The sequence below is a fragment of the Streptomyces malachitofuscus genome (assembly GCF_055571035.1).
In genome coordinates this window covers 458,239-475,955 of sequence record NZ_JBVIGA010000002.1, presented here as the reverse complement: position 1 = coordinate 475,955, position 17,717 = coordinate 458,239, and the positions used below count along the sequence as shown (strand labels likewise).

The window sequence follows — 17,717 nt, the reverse complement described above, 5'->3', positions numbered from 1 at the left end:
GATGGGTGACGTACGAAGGGCCGAGGAACTTCCGGCCGGGACGGGAAAGGAGAAGCAGCCGGACACCGCCGAGGAGCAGTTCGATCCCGCGGGCTTAAAGGCACTGCTGAGGTTCGCCAGGCCCTACCGGGGGGCGCTCCTCGTGGGTATCGGCCTGGGGCTGCTCGGCTCGGGCGCCGCGCTGGCCCAGCCTCTGGCAGCACGTGAGGTGCTGGAGCGGGTTGGTCAGGACGGAGGCCTGATGAGGCCCATCCTGCTTCTCGTCGCCCTGGTGCTGGGCGGCGCCGCGCTGTCCGGCATCCAGTTGTTCATCCTGGAGCGCTCCGGGGAGCGCATGGTTCTGGGACTGCGACTGACGCTGGTGCGCAGGCTGCTGCGGCTGCGCATGAAGGAGTACGACCGCCGTTCGGTCGGCGATCTGCTGTCCACCGCCGGAGCCGACACCACCCTGCTGCGGTCGGTCATCACGGCCAACGTGCTGGACGCGGTCTCCTCCGTGGTGATGCTCGTCGGCGCGATCGCGCTGATGGCCTACCTGGACTGGGTGCAACTGGTGTCCGTGCTGGCGGTCCTGCTGGTCGTCGGCCTCGGTGTGGTTCCCGCGCTGAGCCGGATCAAGACCGCCACCGAGAGGGCGCAGGAAGGGCTGGGGCAGATGACCGCCGGCCTGGAGCGGGCCCTGGGCGCCATCCGCACGGTGAAGGCCAGCGTGTCCGAGGAGCGCGAGTCCGAGCGGATCAGTGAGTGGGCCCGCACCTCGTACACGGCGGGCGTGCGGTCGGTGAAACTGGACGCCGTCGTCGGCGTCGCCAGCGGCCTCGCCGTGCAACTGTCGTTCCTGATGGTCCTCGGCGTCGGCGGTGTGCGCGTGGCCAACGGGACCATCTCGGCCGCCGACCTGGTGGCCTTCCTGCTCTACATCCTGTACCTGGCCTCCCCGATCATGATCATCGTGGGTGCGGTCACCCAGCTGCAGAAGGCCTCGGCCGCCACCGCCCGCATCGCGGCGGTGAACGACATGGAGGTCGAGCCGATGCCCGGCAGCGCGGCGCCCGTGGTCGGCGACGCCGTCCCGCTCGCCGGGAGCGGAGGCACCGCCGGGCCGGCCGCGCCGTCGAGCGGCCCGCCCTCGTCGGTGACGTTCGAGAACGTGAGCTTCGGCTACCGCGAGGACGTCCCCGTACTCAGGAACGTGTCCTTCCATATCCCGGCCGGCGCCAAGGCGGCACTGGTGGGCCCCTCCGGCGTCGGGAAAACCACCGTCCTGGCCATGCTCGAACGCTTCTACGAGCCCGAGACGGGCCGTGTCCTGCTCGGCGACCGCGATCTGGCGGACATCCCGCTCAACGAGCTGCGCCGCCAGATCGGCTATGTGGAGCAGGAGGCCCCGGCACTGGCGGGCACGCTGCGCGAGAACCTGCTCTACACCGCGCCGGCCACCACCGAGGACCAGCTGAACGCGGTGGTGGAGGCCAGCCGGCTGGGCGCACTGGTCCGCCGGCTTCCCGACGGCCTGGACACCGAGATCGGTGACCGCGGCACGCAGCTGTCCGGTGGCGAGCGCCAGCGGCTGGCCATCGGCCGCCTCCTGCTGAGCCGGCCCCGGCTGGTGCTGCTGGACGAGGCGACCTCGCAGCTCGACTCGGTCAACGAGGCGGCGCTGCGTGAAGCGATCGAGGAGCTCGCCGCGGGCTGCACGATGATCGTGATCGCCCACCGGCTGTCCACGGTCGCGGCCTCCGACGTGATCGTGCTGCTGGACCACAGCGGCGTCCGCAGGACCGGCACCCACGACGAACTCATGGCCGAGGACGAGCTCTACCGGGACCTGGCGCGGGGGCAGCTGCTCAGCGGCGACCGTGCCGTCACCGCCGGGTCCCCGGTGCCCGCGGAGGTGGACGGGTGAGCGGGCGGCGCAGCCAGGTGCGGGTGCCGACGGGCGGCACCACGCTCAAGGCCGAGGTCACCGGTGCCGGCGAGCCGGTCGTGATGGTGATGGGCAGCGGCGCGGCCGGACGGGTCTGGCACCTCCACCAGGTGCCGGCGCTGGTGGCGGCCGGATACCAGGTCGTGACGTTCGACAGCCGTGGCCTCTCGCCCGAGGACACCGGTGACTTCACCCTGGCGGACATGGTCGACGACACGGTCGCGCTGATCGAGCACTTCGGATTCACCCGCTGCCGGCTGGTGGGGTTCTCGCTCGGCGCGATGATCGTTCAGGAGCTGCTGGTCGCCCGGCCCGATCTGGTCGGCCGGGCCGTGCTGATGGCCACGCGCGGGCGGACCGACGCCATGCGGCTGGCCCTGTCCCGGGCCGAGCGGGACCTGTACGACGCCAAGGTGGACCTGCCCGCCGGGTACCGCGCGACGGTTCAGATGATGCGCTACCTGAGCCATCGCACGATGGACGACGAGGACGCCGCGCGCTACTGGCTGGAGGTCTTCGAGATTCCCGAGGGGACCATGCCCGGGCTGCGGCGCCAGCTGGAACTCGACGAGCTGCCCGACCGGTTGCCGGCCTACCGGGCCATCTCCACACCCACCCTGGTGATGGGCTTCGCGGACGACCTGCTCTGCCCGCCGCACATGGTCCGTGAGGTCGCCGACGCCATGCCGGGCGCCCGGTACCTGGAGGTCGCCGGCTGCGGGCATCTCGGCTACATGGAGCAGTCCGACCAGGTCAACGGCCACCTGCTGGAGTTCCTGGCCTCCTGACGCGGCCGCCTCCCCTCGAGTGTCAACCACGTTTGACACTCGAGGGGGTGTCAACTAAAGTTGCGTTCATGGACAGTGACGAGCTCCCCCAGCTCACCCGGCTCGCACAGCGCACCGGGGACGGCGACCCGATCGAGGCCCTGGCCGCGATCGCCGAACTGCGCAAGGTGCTGGAACGCCAGGAGGCGGTGCTGGTCCGGCGGGCACGCACCCAGGGCAGGAGCTGGGCCCGGATCGCCGAGGTCCTCGGCGTGAGCAGGCAGGCCGTGCACAAGAAGCACGGCGGCCGCAGGCTCTTCCGCAGCGACGACTGAACCAGCCGTCACCATCGGCCGCTTCGCGCCCGCACGGGCGCGGACGCGGTGATTCGGCATGCCCGAACACAGACTTCCGGAGGTTCGTGAATGGCTCACCAGTCAGTCGTCCAGGACGCCGTCGCGATCGCGGTGACGGCCAACCTGCCGGTCATCCTCTGGGGTGCCCCCGGAACCGGGAAGACCTCGTCGGTGATCGCCCTGGCCGACGCCATGGACCTGCCCGTCGAGGTGGTCATCGGTTCCATCCGGGAACCCAGCGACTTCTCCGGGCTGCCCGTCATCCGTGACGGGACCACCTGGTTCGCCCCGCCGCGCTGGGCCGAACGGCTGGCCGCGGGCGGCTCGGGCCTGCTGTTCCTCGACGAGCTGACCACCGCTCCGCCGGCCGTGCAGGCAGCGATGCTGCGGGTCGTGCTCGAACGCACCGTCGGCGACCTGCGGCTGCCCGACGCCGTGCGGATCGTGGCCGCCGCCAACCCGCCCGAACAGGCCGCCGACGGCTGGGACCTGTCCGCCCCGCTGGCCAACCGGCTGATCCACCTGGACTGGCAGGTCGAGGCGGCCGACATCGCCGCGGGCTTCGCCGGCGGATTCATTGTGCCCGCCCTCGTGCACAAGGACCCGCCGCCGGACGACACCGTCGCCCGCGCCAGGTCCCTGGTCGGCGCCTTCCTGCGGGTCCGTCCGGAACTGGTCGTGGCCGTACCCGACGGAGCCGACCGGGCGGGTCGCGGATGGCCGAGCCCCAGGACCTGGGAGATGGCCGCCAAGGCCGTCGCCGCCTGCGAACACGCCGGCGCCCGCCCGGAGGTGGAGGCCGCACTCGTCCTGGGCGCCGTCGGTGACGCCGCCGGGTTCGAGCTGATCACCTGGCTGCGCAGCCTCGACCTGCCCGACCCGGAGACCCTGCTCACCGACCCGCGGGCCCCGCTGCCGGAACGCCTGGACCAGCTGCACGCCCTGCTCGGGGCGCTCGTCGCGCATGTCCGTGCCGACGGCGGCCGGGACACCTGGGAACGGGCCTGGTCGGTCATCGCGCGGGTGGCCAAGTCGGCCCCCGACGTGGCGGCCGGCTCGGCCAGGGCCCTGGTGGCCGGCCGGCCCGAGGGTGCCGCGCCGCCCGCCGCGATGCTCGAACTGGCGCCCATCCTGCGGGTGGCGGGCCTGCTGCCATGAACCCCGGCACGGCAACGGACGAGGTCATGGCCAAGTTCGCGGGCGCACGCCTGTGGGCCTGCCACCAGGCCCCCTACCTCGCCAGTGCGATCTTCGCCCTCACGCCCGCCCTCCTCGAACCCGGCACGGACCCCGACACCGGTGCCTGGGTGCCCGACCCGGGTCTGGCCGCCTTCCCGGCCAACACGAACTGGGTCGTGCACATCGACCCGGCGACCGTGCTCGCCAACCCCGTCGAGCGCACGGGGTGGTGGCTGCTGCACCAGGTCGGGCACCTGGTCAGGGGCCACGCCGCCAGGTCCCCGGTACGTCCCGCTCCCGGAGCCACGGGACCCACGCACGCCATGGGCCTCGAGGGGCAGCGCGACAGCGCCGCCCACCGCTGGAACCAGGCCGCGGACGCCGAGATCAACGACGATCTGGAGACGGAGGGGCTCACCGGCCCCGACGGCGTCGTCTCACCGCGTGAACTGGGCCTGCCGGGCAACCGGATGGCCGAGGAGTACCTGAGCCTGCTCGATGTGCTCGACGACGCCCTGGTCCGCGGCGGCACCACCCTGTCCGACGCCGTGGACTGCGGCAGCGCCGCCGACGGCATCGAACGGCCCTGGGACCGGGCGGGCGGCGCGGGACTGTCCGAGCTGGAACGGGAGATGCTGGAACGCTCGCTCGCGGCCGGGATCCAGGAGCGGGCCAGCGCGCGCAGCGACGTGCCCGGCGGCTGGGTGCGCTGGGCCGAGGCAAGACTCCGGCCCCGGATCGACTGGCGCGCGCAGGTCGGCTCGCTCATCCGCAAGGGGCTGACCGAGACATCCGGCCGGGTCGACTTCAGCTACCGCCGCCCGTCACGGCGGGCGGCCGCCTACGGCGACTTCGTGACGCCCGCCATGACCCGTCCGGTGCCGGAGACGGCTCTGGTGCTCGATACCTCCGGCAGCGTGACCGCACCGGTGCTCGAACGCCTGGTCGGCGAGGTCACGGGCATCATCGACAAGGTCAGCGGGCCCGGCCGCAGGCTCCGCGTCCTGTGCTGCGACACCAAGGCGCATCCCGTGCAGGAGATCAGGAAGGCCGCGGAACTCCGGCTGGTCGGAGGTGGCGGTACCGACATGCGGGCCGGCCTCGAGGCGGCCATGGAGCTGCGGCCCGCCCCCGACCTGGTGCTCGTCATGACCGACGGTCAGACGCCCTGGCCCGAGCGCAGACCGCCCGCGAAGGTGCTGGTCTGTCTGATCGGGGACGACGGCCGGGCCCCCGACTGGGCGGCCCGGGTCCGCATCCCCGCAGACGTGGAGGAGAGAGAACGATGAACGTCGCCTTCTTCGAGGAAGATCCGGACGAGCCGGAGGAGCCGGGCCGGCGGTCGGACCAGGGTGCGCCCGCTCCCGAACCGCTGCACGCCTGGCGGGAGCGCGGTTACGCCGTCGGCGAGGCCCGCCGGTGGATCGCCGAGGGGTTCGGGCTCGACGACGCCGACCGCTGGCGCACCTCGGGCGTGTACAAGCCCGACGAAGCGCGTGAATGGCGCACGGCGGGTGCCACCCCGTACACCGTCGACAGGATGCTGCGCGCCGGGATGACCCCCCGCGACGCCGTCCGCTGGCGGGAGTTCGGTGTCCCCGCGGCCGAGGCCGCGGAACGGCACCTGGCCGGAGAGGACCCCCGCCCCCAGCGGTGGACCGAGCGGCTGCGCCCGGGCCGGTCCCGCCGGGGCGTCGGCCGCACCCTGGACGAACAGGAAGCCGCCACGATGCGGGCGATGCTGCGCGCCGGTATCCCGGCGGAGAAGGCCAGGCCGTACATCGACCTCGGCTGGCACGGCACCGAAGCCGTCGCCTGGGCCGAACGGTCGCTCGACGCCGGAGAGGCCAAGCTCTTCCACGCCCTCGGGTTCTCCCCGGCGGAGGCCCAACGTGTGGCCGCGCAGGGCGCGGACGCTATCTCGGTGATGACCGACTGGTGGCGCGCGGGCGTACCCATCGACGAGGTCTCGGCCTGGTGCGGGGCGGGTTTCACCGCCGAAGAGACAGCGGACCTGCGCCGCCAGGGCGTCGATGTGGAGCAGGCGAGGGTGATGCGTGCCCTCACCGACAGCGGCGGGTGAGCCACGGCGAACTCGTCCCGTAGGAAAGGAAAATGAGTGATCGAGGCGTTACATCTCAGCAAACGGTACGGCGAACGTCTGGCGGTCGACGACCTGTCGTTCGACGTGCTCCCCGGCAGGGTGACCGGTTTCCTCGGACCCAACGGCGCGGGGAAGTCCACGACGATGCGCATGATCGTCGGGCTGGACGCCCCCTCCGGCGGCTCGGTGACGGTCTGCGGGCAGCCCTACACCCGGCACGGCAGCCCGCTGTCGACGGTCGGCGCGTTGCTGGACGCCCGGGCCGTCCACGGCGGCAGAAGCGCCTACGACCATCTGCTCTCGCTCGCTCACACCCACGGCCTGCGGCGACGGCGCGTGCAGGAGGTGCTGGAACTCGTCGGGCTCGCCGAGGTCTCCCGCAGGCCGGTGCGGGGCTTCTCCCTGGGCATGTCACAGCGCCTGGGCATCGCGGTGGCGCTCCTCGGCGATCCGGAGGTGCTGCTCTTCGACGAACCCGTCAACGGGCTGGATCCCGAAGGGATCGTGTGGATCCGCGGCCTGATGCGGGAACTGGCGGCGCAGGGCCGCACGGTGCTGGTCTCCAGCCACTTGATGTCCGAGATGGAGCACACCGCAGACGACCTGGTCGTGATCGGCAAGGGCAGGCTCATCTCGTCCTGCACCGTCGACGAGTTCATCGAGCGCAACTGCCGGACGGAGGTGCGGGTGACCACCCCGGAGCCGGCCCGGCTCGTCGCGCTGCTCGAGGACCACGGCGGCACCGTGCGGTCCGAACCCGACGGTTCGCTGGTCGTCGGCGGGCTGGACGCCGTGCGCGTCGGGGATCTGGCCTTCGACGGTGCGGTCCGCATCCACCAGCTCGTCTCGGTGCAGGCCTCGCTCGAAGCGGCGTTCATGGAGCTCACCAGGTCCAGCGTCGAATACCAGGCGAGCCCGTCCGCCGGAGCACCGGAAGCGGAGGTGCGGTCATGAAGCCCGCCGCTGCCGCTGCCGCTGCCGCTGCCCCCGAAGCACGCGCCGCGACCCTGACGTTCGGCGGCGTGCTCCGCTCGGAGTGGACGAAGATCCGGTCGCTGCGGTCGACCGTGTGGACGCTCGTCGCCACCGTGGTCCTCACCATCGGGACCAGTGCCCTGCTCGCCTGGGCCGTCTCGGCGCATCTCGAGCCGTCGTTCCTGGCCGACGTCGACCCGGTCCGCGACAGCATGTCCGGGCTGATGTTCGGTCAGCTGACCGTCGCGGTGATCGGCGCCATGGCCATCACCTCCGAATACTCGACCGGAACGATCCGCACCACCCTCACCGTGGTCCCGCGGCGCGTCACCGTCCTCACCGCGAAGCTGACCGTCCTGGCGTGCGTCGTGCTTGCCTGCGGACTGCTCTGCAGCTTCGTCTCGTTCTTCATCGGCCAGAGCTTCTTCGCGAAGGCCACGGTCACCGACCGGGACGGCGCCGCCGACACCGTCACCCACCTCGACCTGCACGTCGCGCTGACCGACCCCGGCGTGCTGCGCGCCGTCGTCGGAGGGGGCCTGTATCTGGCCGCAGGCGGCCTCCTCGCGCTGGCCCTCGGCGCCCTGCTGCGGAACACCGCGGCGGCGATCTCGACGGCGATCGGCCTGCTGTTCGTCGTCCCGCTCCTGGCGAACTTCCTGCCGTCCGCGTGGGAGGCACACGTCGTCAAGTGGCTTCCCACGAACGCCGGATCCGCCATCTGGAGCCTCCGCCCCACCACCGGCGACAACCCGATGCTCGGCCCCTGGACCGGCTACGGGGTCTTCGTCGCCTACGTCCTCACCGCCCTGCTGGCAGCCGCGGTGCTGCTCCGCAGGCGAGACACCTGACATCCCCCCGGCCGAACCACGCAGGAGCAAGCAGTGAGCTTTTCGTCCTACCCCCAGGAACCGCAGACCCCTACCGGATACCGTGCGACCCCGCCGTCGGTCCTGACCGCGGCCAGGCTCATGTACGCGGGCGCCGTGCTCTCCCTGTGCGAGATCATCGTCGTGATCAGCACCGCCGACGAGCTCAGCGGCGACCTGTCGGGATCCGGTGACTCGGGCACCGAGGTCTCCAGCGGTCTCGTCATCGCCTCCGGCATCGTCTTCAGCCTGATCGGCGCGGCCCTCTGGCTGTGGATGGCCTGGGCCGCCAAGGCCGGCCACAACTGGGCCCGCGTCACGTCCGCCGTCCTCTTCGCCATCGCCACCGTCATGACCCTCATCAGCCTGGCCGACCCGACCGGCGTCCTCTCCGTGATCCTCGCCGTCGTCTCCTGGCTGGTCGGCCTGGCCGCGCTGATCCTCCTGTACCGGCGCGACTCCCGCGCCCACTTCACCCGGCCGGCCACCGGCGCGGACGCGCCCCCCATGTAGCCGCCGGTGCACGTCCCGGGCGTCCAGAACTCTGCCCAAGAGGCGCTGGGCGCCTCACAGGAGCCCCGCCTTGATGGCCAGGACGACCGCCGAGGTGCGGTTCGGTGTGTTGAGCTTGGCGAGCACGGAACCGACCAGCCGTTTGGCACCGTGCTCGGAGATGTCCAGCCGCCTGCCGATCTGCTTGTTGCTCAGCCCTTCGGCGAGCAGACGGAGCACACCGGTTTCGCGCGAGGTGAGCGTGGCCGCCGGGGTGGGGCTCTCCACGGCCCGGCTCATCAGCATGCGGCCCACACTGAGCGGCATGAGCATCTGCCCCGACACGACCTGTGACAGGGCCTGGCCCAGAGCCTCCACCGTGAGCCCCGTCCGCATCAGATAGCTGTCGGCCGGATAGTCGGAGAAGAGATCCACCTCAGAGCCCAGCTCGGGTTCCTCGAGGATCATGAGCACGCGCGGCGCGCTGAAGCCGCCCCAGCCCTCATCCTTCGAACCGTGGAATCGATTGGAACTGGTCACCACGAACACATCGAGCGACACCGCGGGCCCCACCGGCCGGTGACGCGAGAAATCGTCCGGAGGGATTATCTCGACCATGCTTGAGATCTGCGACAGGAGCGAGGCCAGGCCCGCTCGAAGCACATCATCTTCGATGTAGAGGCCAATCTTCAGACCTTCGCCGGATTTATCGGATTTTACGTTCCCCGCCATCGCGTTTCAGTCCCCCGAAGACTGTGTGAATTTCAGTGATGCATCACGAGAAAGTGGTCAGACTTCTCGCGCTCTCCCCGAAAATGGCCAGATGACATGCGGGTGTCTCCCCGGTGCTCACTGACCCTTCCGTCCGCTAATGCGACGTTAGTTCAACAGTACGACTCATTACGCTTCCATCATCAAGCCTTTACTCGTGTGGCGGGCATCACATGTGACAGAAACTCGCCTTGTCAAAGGTGCCCGTCAATGTGCGGCCGGCTCGACGGGAAGCCCCGCCGTGTGAACCGTGGACGTCCCGCCACGGCGAGGTGCGGAAATGATGAACCGAAAGACCTGCATGCGGAACTGTCAACTCCGGATTATCTTGGCTGAAAACCGCTGACCATGCCGTCGCCGACGTCAGTCGTTGCGCCCGATGCCGCGCGGCTCGTCGGCGGGCCGCGGGGCATGGTCGGGGACGGGCTCCTCGCCGCCGCCCCGGAGCGTGTGCACCAAGTGGTTGACCCTCTCCCGGAGCCGGGCGGGCGCGGCGGTCGCCGCGGGCCTGGTCGCCCGGGTGATGCGGTCGGGCGCCGCGAGTTGCAGCTGCACCAGCGCCCTGCGCAGGGTCGCCACGTCGCTGTCGGCTCCCGCGGCCGTCAGCGCGTCGACGGGCTCCTCGAGCCGTTGCCAGTCGGTGTCGGGCAACTGCCATGTCGCCACCGAGTGCTGGAGAAGGGTGAGGACCTGCGCGACGAGCGCTGTCCTGCCGTCCCCGTCGGGCGACGACCGGGGCGAGGGCGAGTGGGGCTGCGGCATGAACTTCAGCCTATGGGCTGCCCAGGCTCACCGGGAGGGGAACATACTTACGTACGGTGCGCCCCCGAACGCTCTTGGTAGGCTCGATATCCCCCCAGGGGGAACGGGGTCGGCGATGGAGTCGTGAGTGACGTGCATCCGCATAGGCGTTCTGGGCACCACCGCGGTGCGCCGCGACGGCGAGGACATCGGACTCACCCCCCTCACCACCAGGCTGCTGCTCCGGCTCGTCACGGCCGAGGGTGAGGCGGTGCCCTGCGGCGACCTCTACACGGACCTCTGGGGAGAACCGGTCCGTGGCAGAATCGGCCGCCCGCACCGCACCGAGGTCCAGAAACGGGTCCTGGAACTGCGCCGCGCCCTCGACTCCGCGGGGCCGGGCGACGGCACCTCGGTGCTGCGCACCGAGCAGGTACTGACGGGACAGGGCCGGGACTCGGCCTACCGTCTGGTGCTGACCCCGGAACAGCTCGACGTCCTGGAGTTCACCGGCCTGTTCAACCAGGCCGCGCACGCCGCCCCGGCGACCGCGACGGTGCTCCTCACCAGGGCACTCGGCCTGTGGCGGGGCAGGCCACTTCCCGAGGTGGCGGACGCGGTCTTCGCCGAGCCCCTGATACGGCGGCTGACCACGACCTACGAATCCGTCTGCGCCGAACTGATCGCCCTGCACACCGACTCCGGCCATCCCGAACTGGCCCTGCAGGTCGCCGAACGGCTGGTGGCCGAGCGCCCGGACGATCTCGAAGCCCTCGCCGCCCTGACCAAGCTCCGCGCGCGGCTGCGCGAACGGCACGGGGCGGAACTCCTGCGGCGTGAGTTCCCCGCCCTGCGTACCTCGGTGGTGGTCAAGCGGGGCGATCTCTTCGAGGAGACGGACGCGAGCCTCGTCGCCGGTTTCGGCGACACCTTCGACACCGCCACCGAGAGGGACGCCATCATCAGCCGGGACAGCGTCCAGGGACAGTTGCTGCACCGGCGCTACGGAGGTGACCGGACACTCCTCGACCGGGAACTGCGCTCCGCGCTGCGCACGGTGACACCGGTCCGCCGGGAGTCCGCCCGGGACAAACCGAAGGGCAAACGGCTTCGCTACCCGATAGGAACCGTGGTCCCGCTGTCACCGCCGGAGCCCGGGGGGCGGGCGTTCGCGGTCGCGTACAGCCACCAGGGTCTCGACCTCGTCGCCCGCTCCACCCCCGAGGACCTGGGCCTGTCACTGGAGCGGCTGTGGGAGTCCGTGGCGGTGCACGGACTGCTCCGGCCGGTGGCGATACCGCTGGTGGGAGCCGGTCTGGCCCGGGTCCCGCTCCGTGGCGAGCAAGTGATCGTCATCATCGTGGAGTCGTTCCTCCGGGCCTGCCGGCAGGGGCCGGTCACCCCCGAACTGCGCATCGTCCTACGGCCGCAGGACCTGCGGGGAGTGCGGTTGTCCGAGGTCGCCCGGTACGTGGAGGCGCTGACCGGGGACGGACGGCACCGCGACGGCGCGCGGGCCGCCCGGGACGACCGGCGAGGGGACTCACCGACGGCGGTCACCGGGAGCATCGATGATCCTTGACCAGCAGTTCGTCGCCCACCTCTACGCGCCGACCGACGGCCCCGACGCGACCGCCGCCTACCGACGGCTCAAGGAGATCTGGCGCGGGTGCGCGCTGCTGTTGGGCATGACGGAGCCCGTGCCGGGCACCGGGCTTCCCCCGGTGCCGCCGGACCGCCTGGACGACGTCCTTCCCGACGGCGAGGGTGCCGTCGCCGCCCTGGAGCGGGCGGGTGCCGACTGCCAGGCGATCCTGCGCCGCCACCACGACCTGCTCACTCTCTCGGTGGCACTGGCTCCGCCGGAGGCCCGGCTGGCCGCGGACGGCGCCACCGGCACGCGATGGCCGTGGTGGCGGACCCAGGACTACCAGTGGCACACCCTGGTCGCCGACCACCTGCCGTTGATGATCGGTGAGGCCCGGCTCCATCTGACGCGTGTGGACGCGGAGGCCGGCATACGAGCGGCTGCGCCCGAACTCCGCGCGTCGCTGCACGCATTGCTTCCCGAGAGCGCGGAAGGACCGCCCGGCTCCCAACCCGGTGTCGTACTCCCGGACGGCGCGGCGGCGCTGTGGGAGCACCCCGCCGCGCCCGACGAACGGGCGCGACGGCGGTTCGTGCTGGCGATCCGCCCGGACGCCGACCCGGTGGCCAGCGCGTGGGTCTGGTCGAACGGCGACACGGGGATCCCGCCGCTGGCCCGCTACCTGGCGCACGCCGCCAAGCTCCGCCACCAGCTCCGCGTGTGGCGACGCGACGGCCAGGCACGCCAGTTGCGGGAGTCGATCGACCGGCTCGCAGCACGGTTGCGCGCACTCGGGGCGGGCGGCGGGGCGGACGCGGACCTGCTGCGGTTGCGCCGGCTCGACGCCCTCCTGCTGAGCACCGGCCTGCAGGAGATGCACCGGACGGTCGAGATCGCCGCCGACAATCTCACCCGGGCCTTCGACCTGGAGGGGATGCTGACCCCCGGGGGGCCCTTCGCCGACGACGCGGCTCTCGCCCGCTCGTTCCTGGAACGCCTCGACGACCAACTCGCCTACCTCGCGGTGGCCGCCGAGCGGGCCGCGCTGACGTCCGCGTCCGGCGGGCCGCCCGCCGTCGCGCCGACCCCCGCCCCGAGTCCGGCTTCCGCGCCGGAGCCGCCTGCCGAGGCGCCCGGTGAACCCGGCCCGTCCACCGGCACGGAGGACTCCGATCCGGCCCGCAACGTCTTCGTCGTCCACGGCCGGGACGAACCGGCCCGCCGCGCGGTGTTCGACTTCCTGCGCGCCATCGGACTGAACCCCCTGGAGTGGGAGGAGGTGGTCAGGCGCACGGGAAAGGCGACCCCCACGCTCGGCGAGGCCGTCGCCCGGACGATTCCGCTGGCCCGCGCGGTCGTCGTGCTGCTGACCCCCGACGACATCGTCCACCTCCACCCCGGCCTGCACGGACCGAGGGAACCACGGGCGGAGCGCGAACCGGGCCTCCAGGCCCGTCCCAACGTCCTGCTGGAACTGGGCATGGCCCTCGCCTTCCAGCCCTCCCGCACCGTACTGCTCCAGTTCGGTGAACTGCGCCCGGCGACCGATCTCGGCGGCCTCAACCACATCACGGTCACCGACACCCCCGACTTCCGGTCGAAACTCGCCAGCCGGCTGGAACTCGCCGGGTGCCCGGTCCGCCGCCAGGGGCAGGACTGGCTCAGCGCCGGGGACTTCGGTGCCCTGCACGCCTACGACCGGGCCCCCGCTCTCCCACCGGAAGCCGTCCGGAAGCACACCGGAAGCGGCGGGTGATTCCCGCGGAAGCGGCAGCGACTGTCCCATGGGTGTCACGGGCGCATGCCCCGTCCGCCCGTTCGCGCGGTGCGGTGAACGCGCAGGAGGAACCGATGAGTGGACTGCCCACCGTCTTGCTGATCGTCATCGCGGTCGCGGTCGTCACCATGCTGGGGATCGCGATCGCGCTCACGGTCAAACTGTGGAAGGTCTCCAAGCTGCTCCGCCACGAGGAGATGCCCTTCTCGAACAAGATGGTCTTCTACGTGTCCCTCCTCTACACGCTCAGCCCCGTCGACCTGCTTCCGGACCCCGTGTACCTGGACGACATCGGGTTGCTCGTGCTGGCGATCCGCCACATCGAGAGCACGGCGAGGCGACTGGGCGTGCTGCCGGGCCACGGCGCCGCCGGGTCCGACGCCCTGAGCACGAGGTGAGGTGACGCATGCTCGGGAGGCTGCTCAACCGGGTCCGTGAGGCCCGTACCGCACTGGCGGAACAGGCCCGCGCCGACAGGGAGGAGAAGGAGATCGACCTCCAGCTCACCGAGGCCGGGCTGGGCAGGCTGCCCGCCGACCGCCTCGACGCGCTGGTCGGCCACCTCACGCGGCGGGCGGAGAACGCGCCGGCCGATCCCGCGGGGGCGAGGATCCAGCTCCTGAGCGCGCTGCTGCTGCGCTACCGCCTCAGTGGATCGGCGCAGGACCTGATGCGGCTGTCGGCCGAGTCGCGGGACCTGCTCGGCCTCCTCCCCGAGGGGGATCCGGCCCGTCTCGTGGCGGTCGGACACCGGGTGACGGCGCTGTGCCTGCGGTACGAGGGGGACGGCGGCGACACCGCCCACCTCGACGAGGCGATCTCGCTCGGACGACCCCTGCTGGACGGGGAGTGGCCGCACCCCCTGCTGCGGGTGCTGGTGGCCCACGGCGTCGCAAGCGCGCTCGTCAGCCGGTTCAAGGCCGTCGGTCGGCGCGAGGACCTGACCGACGGGATGCGACTGCTGCGCGAGGTGTGCGACGGGGTGCCGGCCGACTTTCCCGACCGCGCGCCGTTCCTCGCTGCGCTGGGGATGGCCCTGCTGTTCGAGTACGAGATGTCCGAGGACGGCGGTCACCTGGAGGAGGCGGTGCGACGGTGCCGCGAAGCCGCGCGGACGGCCGGCCCGGACCATGCGGACAGGCCCCTGGTCCTCTCCCACCTCGCGCTCGTCCTGAGCCACGCCGGTCGCCGCGCCGACGGCGACGAGGGCCTGCTGACGGAGGCGGTGGAGGCGAGCCGGGAGGCGGTCCGGAGCCTCCCGGCCGCGCACCCGGCCCGGAGCGACATCCTCAACCACCATGTCGCCACCCTGATGTGGGCCGGGGAACTGCTGGCCCGCGTGGACCACCTGGACGAGGCGAGAACGACGAGCGACACGCTGATGGCGGTGCTGCCCCGGGAGCACCGCAGCCGCGGCCAGATCCTGACCAACCGGGCCACGGCGGCACGCATGCGGTACGACCTGACGGGAGACGCCGACGACGCCGAGACCGCCGTCGCCGCCTGGCGGGAGGTGACCCGGACGGACGGCGTCAATGCCTGGGCGCGGCTGGACACGGCCCAGAAATGGGCCATGTTCGAAGCCGAACGCCACGCCTGGACCTCGGCACTCGAGGCATACCGGATCGCCGTACACACCCTGCCGCTGCTGGCCCACCGCGGACTCGACCGGTCCGACCAGGAACTGCACCTGGCGCGACGGGCCTGGATCGGACTGGCCGCCGACGCGGCGGCGTGCGCGCTGAACACCGGTGACCCCGCCCTGGCCGTGGAACTGCTGGAACGGGGCCGTGGGGTGATCTGGGCCCAGTCGCTCGCCGCCGCGTCCGCCGGCGAACCGGCCGAGGTGACCCTGCCCCACCTGAGGGAGCACTGGGCCGTCGACGGGGACGCCGTACTGGTCAACTTCAGTCGCTGGCGCAGTGACGCGCTGGTGGTCTCGGCCGCCGGCGTGCGGGTGGTGCCGCTGCCCGGGATCGTGTTCGGCGAGGCGCTCGACACCCTCTTCGCGCATCTGGGTGTGCTGCTCGGGGAGGTCGCGGCGGACCGTGCGCAGCGCAACGCGCACGCGCGGGACCTGCTGGAGTGGGCCTGGGAGATGATCGCGGAACCGGTCATGACGGCGCTCGGCCACGCCCCGCGGGCCGATGCCGAGGACCTGCCCCGGATCTGGTGGTGTCCGACGAGTGTGCTGTCGCTGGTGCCCCTGCACGCCGCGGGTCGCCACGGCGTCGGGAGCGAGCCCGGCGACACCGTGATGGACCGGGTCGTTTCCTCGTACACCCCGACCCTCCACCTGCTGACCGCCGCCGAGCCGGCCCCGGCGCCGCACACCGAACCGGCGCGGCTGCTCGTCGTCGCGATGCCGGAGACCGAGGGCCACCCCGGGCTCGCCCTGCTGGAGAAGCAGACGCTGGCCGACCTGTTCCCGGACGAGCGGCACACCCTCCTGGAACGCGTGAGCGCCACCGGGGCGCGGGTGCTCGACGAGCTGCGGGGGCACCGCTACGCCCACTTCGGCTGCCACGGCAGACAGGACCTCGCCGACCCGTCCCGCGGCGGACTGCTGCTCCACGACGGAGTGCTGACGGTGGCTCGGCTCGCGGGCGAAGCCCACAGCGGTGACCTGGCCTTCCTGGCGGCGTGCGAGACGGCCAACGGGGGACTGGTCAACATGGACGAGGCCATCAGTCTGACCGCCGCACTCCGCTTCGCGGGCTGGCGGGACGTGATCGGCTCGCTGTGGACGGCCAACGACGCGGCCATCGCCGAAGCGGCCAAGGCGGTCTTCGCCGCCGTCGCCGAGCGGGCCGACCCCACCGCGGACGACGTGGCGCGGGCCCTGCACGGCGCGACGCGGAGACTGCGGGACATCGCCGCGTCCGAGGGCGCCGTCACGCTGTGGGCGCCCTTCGTGCACATGGGCCACTGACCACCGGCGGGCCTCAGCGGGCCGGACACGAGTCGACCGCGCTGAGGCCGATCACCTCTCCGAGCCTGATGCGCAGGTCCGCGCTCCCGGTGCGTACGGTCATGGTGCCGTTCTCGACCAGCCGGACGACGCCGCACGCGGTGACGTCGGGGGTGATCACCTCGACCCGGGGTTTCGCCCGGGCCGGGCCGTACCAGGTCACGCCGACCGCGGTGATCAGCACGACCGCGTGCGCCACCACCAGGGCACTGCCGCGGCGCAGGTCACGCGCGGCGGCGGTGGCCTGCCCGTGCTCGTCCGCGACCCGGCCCGGCAGCCGGTCGGCGGGCAGCACCCGGGGCATGCCGTGCGCGGCCCGCAACACCCACCAGGCCGCCACTGCGCCGGTCACGGCGGCCAGCGCCAGCAGCACGCCCACCGCGATGCCCGGCGCGGGCGCGAGCTGGGTGATGTCGGAGCGGCCCTTGACCAGACCGAAGCCGATCAGCCCGGCCATCAGCCCGCCCAGTCCGTTGCGCCAGGCGACCGCCGCCGATCGGATGCGCTCCAGCTCCGCCCCGTTCAGCAGTTCCTCGCGATGCTGTGCCCGGTGCAGGTCGCGGGGTGTCGCCGGGGGACCGGGCCGCAGTACCGGCCCGGTCACGACGGTTCCGCCCGTGCCACGACGATGTTCCAGTACGCTCCGCAGCCGGTACGGCCGTCCGGCCGCCCGGCGTGTGCGCTCCGGCACCCGCACCGGAGGGTGTGGTACGGATCGGCCGTGGCCGCGGTGGACCCGCCGCCCCGGACGACGTCCTCCACGAGATGCACGGACATGGCCCCCCGGCACCGTGGACACGGGCCCTCGAGAAGGGTGATGCCCGCCGAGACCAGGAACGGGACGAAGTCGCGTGCGGCGGTCTCCGCGTACTCGTCGCGGCTGAGCTCCGCGTAGGGCAGGTCGCCCCGTGGACACTGCGCCTCTTGCCCGCGCATGGGTGGCCTCCTTCAGCCCGCACGACGTGCCCACCGCGCCGGGCGGACACCTTCCTCCGAGGAAACCCGCGGCGGTGCTGCCGTGAGGAGCCCCCGACCGCTTCCGCACCGCTTCCTTCTTGCTTCCGCGATCGGCACGCGGGCGCGCAGGGGTTCCGGCACCGGGTCCCTCCTCGTGAAGATCGTGGTCGCGCCCGAGTCCGGCACGGCTCGCGACCGCGTCGTCCGAGCGGCCAACAGCCGGACACAGCTGCCCGCCGGTGC

Annotated in this window: 17 protein-coding genes; 13 read left to right on the top strand and 4 right to left on the bottom strand. The window is 72.1% G+C overall.

All coding sequences use genetic code 11. The features are described from left to right. Position 1 precedes the first annotated feature (1 nt). From ACZ44S_RS04815 to ACZ44S_RS04775, 9 genes are all read left to right on the top strand, one after another. The gene (locus ACZ44S_RS04815; protein WP_466924354.1) at positions 2-1,906 is read left to right on the top strand and encodes an ABC transporter ATP-binding protein; all 1,905 of its coding nucleotides are present in this window, start codon (positions 2-4) and stop codon (positions 1,904-1,906) included. Next, the gene (locus tag ACZ44S_RS04810) at positions 1,903-2,715 is read left to right on the top strand and encodes an alpha/beta fold hydrolase (protein ID WP_466924352.1); all 813 of its coding nucleotides are present in this window, start codon (positions 1,903-1,905) and stop codon (positions 2,713-2,715) included. The genes ACZ44S_RS04815 and ACZ44S_RS04810 overlap by 4 nt, the downstream gene beginning before the upstream one ends. 68 nt (positions 2,716-2,783) lie before the next feature. Then, complete coding sequence (locus tag ACZ44S_RS04805; protein WP_190163761.1) at positions 2,784-3,029, top strand: hypothetical protein; 246 nt, start codon at positions 2,784-2,786, stop codon at positions 3,027-3,029. A 90-nt stretch (positions 3,030-3,119) separates the two neighbouring features. Continuing rightward, positions 3,120-4,208: an AAA family ATPase gene (locus ACZ44S_RS04800; RefSeq protein WP_466924350.1), complete on the top strand. Its 1,089-nt coding sequence runs from the start codon at positions 3,120-3,122 to the stop codon at positions 4,206-4,208. Between the two features lie 26 nt (positions 4,209-4,234). Then, positions 4,235-5,518 carry a vWA domain-containing protein gene (locus ACZ44S_RS04795; protein WP_466924348.1) on the top strand — a complete coding sequence of 428 codons (1,284 nt, stop codon included), beginning with the start codon at positions 4,235-4,237 and terminating at the stop codon, positions 5,516-5,518. Next, on the top strand, positions 5,515-6,312 hold the full coding sequence (locus ACZ44S_RS04790) for a hypothetical protein (protein ID WP_466924345.1): 798 nt from the start codon (positions 5,515-5,517) through the stop codon (positions 6,310-6,312). Before ACZ44S_RS04795 ends, ACZ44S_RS04790 begins: the two co-directional genes overlap by 4 nt. Positions 6,313-6,348: 36 nt before the next feature. Further along, positions 6,349-7,287: an ABC transporter ATP-binding protein gene (locus ACZ44S_RS04785; protein WP_466924343.1), complete on the top strand. Its 939-nt coding sequence runs from the start codon at positions 6,349-6,351 to the stop codon at positions 7,285-7,287. Further along, complete coding sequence (locus ACZ44S_RS04780; protein WP_466924340.1) at positions 7,284-8,159, top strand: ABC transporter permease; 876 nt, start codon at positions 7,284-7,286, stop codon at positions 8,157-8,159. The genes ACZ44S_RS04785 and ACZ44S_RS04780 overlap by 4 nt, the downstream gene beginning before the upstream one ends. Positions 8,160-8,192: 33 nt before the next feature. Continuing rightward, the gene (locus ACZ44S_RS04775) at positions 8,193-8,690 is read left to right on the top strand and encodes a hypothetical protein (protein ID WP_466924338.1); all 498 of its coding nucleotides are present in this window, start codon (positions 8,193-8,195) and stop codon (positions 8,688-8,690) included. A gap of 54 nt (positions 8,691-8,744) precedes the next feature. Here the strand turns inward: ACZ44S_RS04775 and ACZ44S_RS04770 are convergent, their stop codons facing one another. Together ACZ44S_RS04770 and ACZ44S_RS04765 are read right to left on the bottom strand one after the other, a co-directional pair. Continuing rightward, positions 8,745-9,401, bottom strand: a complete 657-nt coding sequence (locus ACZ44S_RS04770; protein ID WP_466924336.1) for a helix-turn-helix domain-containing protein — start codon at positions 9,399-9,401, stop codon at positions 8,745-8,747. A gap of 402 nt (positions 9,402-9,803) precedes the next feature. Further along, positions 9,804-10,202 carry a CATRA system-associated protein gene (locus ACZ44S_RS04765; RefSeq protein WP_466924333.1) on the bottom strand — a complete coding sequence of 133 codons (399 nt, stop codon included), beginning with the start codon at positions 10,200-10,202 and terminating at the stop codon, positions 9,804-9,806. 127 nt (positions 10,203-10,329) lie between these two features. Here ACZ44S_RS04765 and ACZ44S_RS04760 point away from each other — a divergent pair, with 127 nt between their 5' ends. From ACZ44S_RS04760 to ACZ44S_RS04745, 4 genes are all read left to right on the top strand, one after another. Further along, positions 10,330-11,763 (top strand): macro domain-containing protein, encoded by a 1,434-nt coding sequence (locus tag ACZ44S_RS04760; protein WP_466924331.1) that lies wholly within the window; start codon positions 10,330-10,332, stop codon positions 11,761-11,763. Then, the gene (locus ACZ44S_RS04755; RefSeq protein WP_466924329.1) at positions 11,753-13,525 is read left to right on the top strand and encodes a CATRA conflict system CASPASE/TPR repeat-associated protein; all 1,773 of its coding nucleotides are present in this window, start codon (positions 11,753-11,755) and stop codon (positions 13,523-13,525) included. Before ACZ44S_RS04760 ends, ACZ44S_RS04755 begins: the two co-directional genes overlap by 11 nt. 95 nt (positions 13,526-13,620) lie before the next feature. Then, positions 13,621-13,944 (top strand): YkvA family protein, encoded by a 324-nt coding sequence (locus tag ACZ44S_RS04750; protein ID WP_466924327.1) that lies wholly within the window; start codon positions 13,621-13,623, stop codon positions 13,942-13,944. Between the two features lie 8 nt (positions 13,945-13,952). Beyond that, a complete protein-coding gene (locus tag ACZ44S_RS04745; protein WP_466924325.1) occupies positions 13,953-16,478 on the top strand; it encodes a CHAT domain-containing protein in 2,526 nt (841 codons plus the stop codon). Positions 16,479-16,491: 13 nt separating this feature from the next. Here ACZ44S_RS04745 and ACZ44S_RS04740 read toward each other — a convergent pair whose 3' ends face one another. Together ACZ44S_RS04740 and ACZ44S_RS04735 are read right to left on the bottom strand one after the other, a co-directional pair. Beyond that, positions 16,492-17,121 (bottom strand): hypothetical protein, encoded by a 630-nt coding sequence (locus ACZ44S_RS04740; protein ID WP_466924323.1) that lies wholly within the window; start codon positions 17,119-17,121, stop codon positions 16,492-16,494. Beyond that, positions 17,118-17,453, bottom strand: a complete 336-nt coding sequence (locus ACZ44S_RS04735; RefSeq protein ID WP_466924322.1) for a hypothetical protein — start codon at positions 17,451-17,453, stop codon at positions 17,118-17,120. Before ACZ44S_RS04735 ends, ACZ44S_RS04740 begins: the two co-directional genes overlap by 4 nt. Positions 17,454-17,717: the final 264 nt, after the last annotated feature.

What these genes read in the sequence shown, in the direction of transcription:
- ACZ44S_RS04790 (WP_466924345.1), top strand. Translation starts at nt 5,515, where the DNA reads ATGAACGTCGCCTTCTTCGAGGAAGATCCGGACGAGCCGGAGGAGCCG.
- ACZ44S_RS04750 (WP_466924327.1), top strand. Translation starts at nt 13,621, where the DNA reads ATGAGTGGACTGCCCACCGTCTTGCTGATCGTCATCGCGGTCGCGGTC.
- ACZ44S_RS04765 (WP_466924333.1), bottom strand. Translation starts at nt 10,202, where the DNA reads ATGCCGCAGCCCCACTCGCCCTCGCCCCGGTCGTCGCCCGACGGGGAC.
- ACZ44S_RS04745 (WP_466924325.1), top strand. Translation starts at nt 13,953, where the DNA reads ATGCTCGGGAGGCTGCTCAACCGGGTCCGTGAGGCCCGTACCGCACTG.
- ACZ44S_RS04805 (WP_190163761.1), top strand. Translation starts at nt 2,784, where the DNA reads ATGGACAGTGACGAGCTCCCCCAGCTCACCCGGCTCGCACAGCGCACC.
- ACZ44S_RS04795 (WP_466924348.1), top strand. Translation starts at nt 4,235, where the DNA reads ATGGCCAAGTTCGCGGGCGCACGCCTGTGGGCCTGCCACCAGGCCCCC.
- ACZ44S_RS04770 (WP_466924336.1), bottom strand. Translation starts at nt 9,401, where the DNA reads ATGGCGGGGAACGTAAAATCCGATAAATCCGGCGAAGGTCTGAAGATT.
- ACZ44S_RS04800 (WP_466924350.1), top strand. Translation starts at nt 3,120, where the DNA reads ATGGCTCACCAGTCAGTCGTCCAGGACGCCGTCGCGATCGCGGTGACG.
- ACZ44S_RS04735 (WP_466924322.1), bottom strand. Translation starts at nt 17,453, where the DNA reads ATGCGCGGGCAAGAGGCGCAGTGTCCACGGGGCGACCTGCCCTACGCG.
- ACZ44S_RS04780 (WP_466924340.1), top strand. Translation starts at nt 7,284, where the DNA reads ATGAAGCCCGCCGCTGCCGCTGCCGCTGCCGCTGCCCCCGAAGCACGC.
- ACZ44S_RS04815 (WP_466924354.1), top strand. Translation starts at nt 2, where the DNA reads ATGGGTGACGTACGAAGGGCCGAGGAACTTCCGGCCGGGACGGGAAAG.
- ACZ44S_RS04755 (WP_466924329.1), top strand. Translation starts at nt 11,753, where the DNA reads ATGATCCTTGACCAGCAGTTCGTCGCCCACCTCTACGCGCCGACCGAC.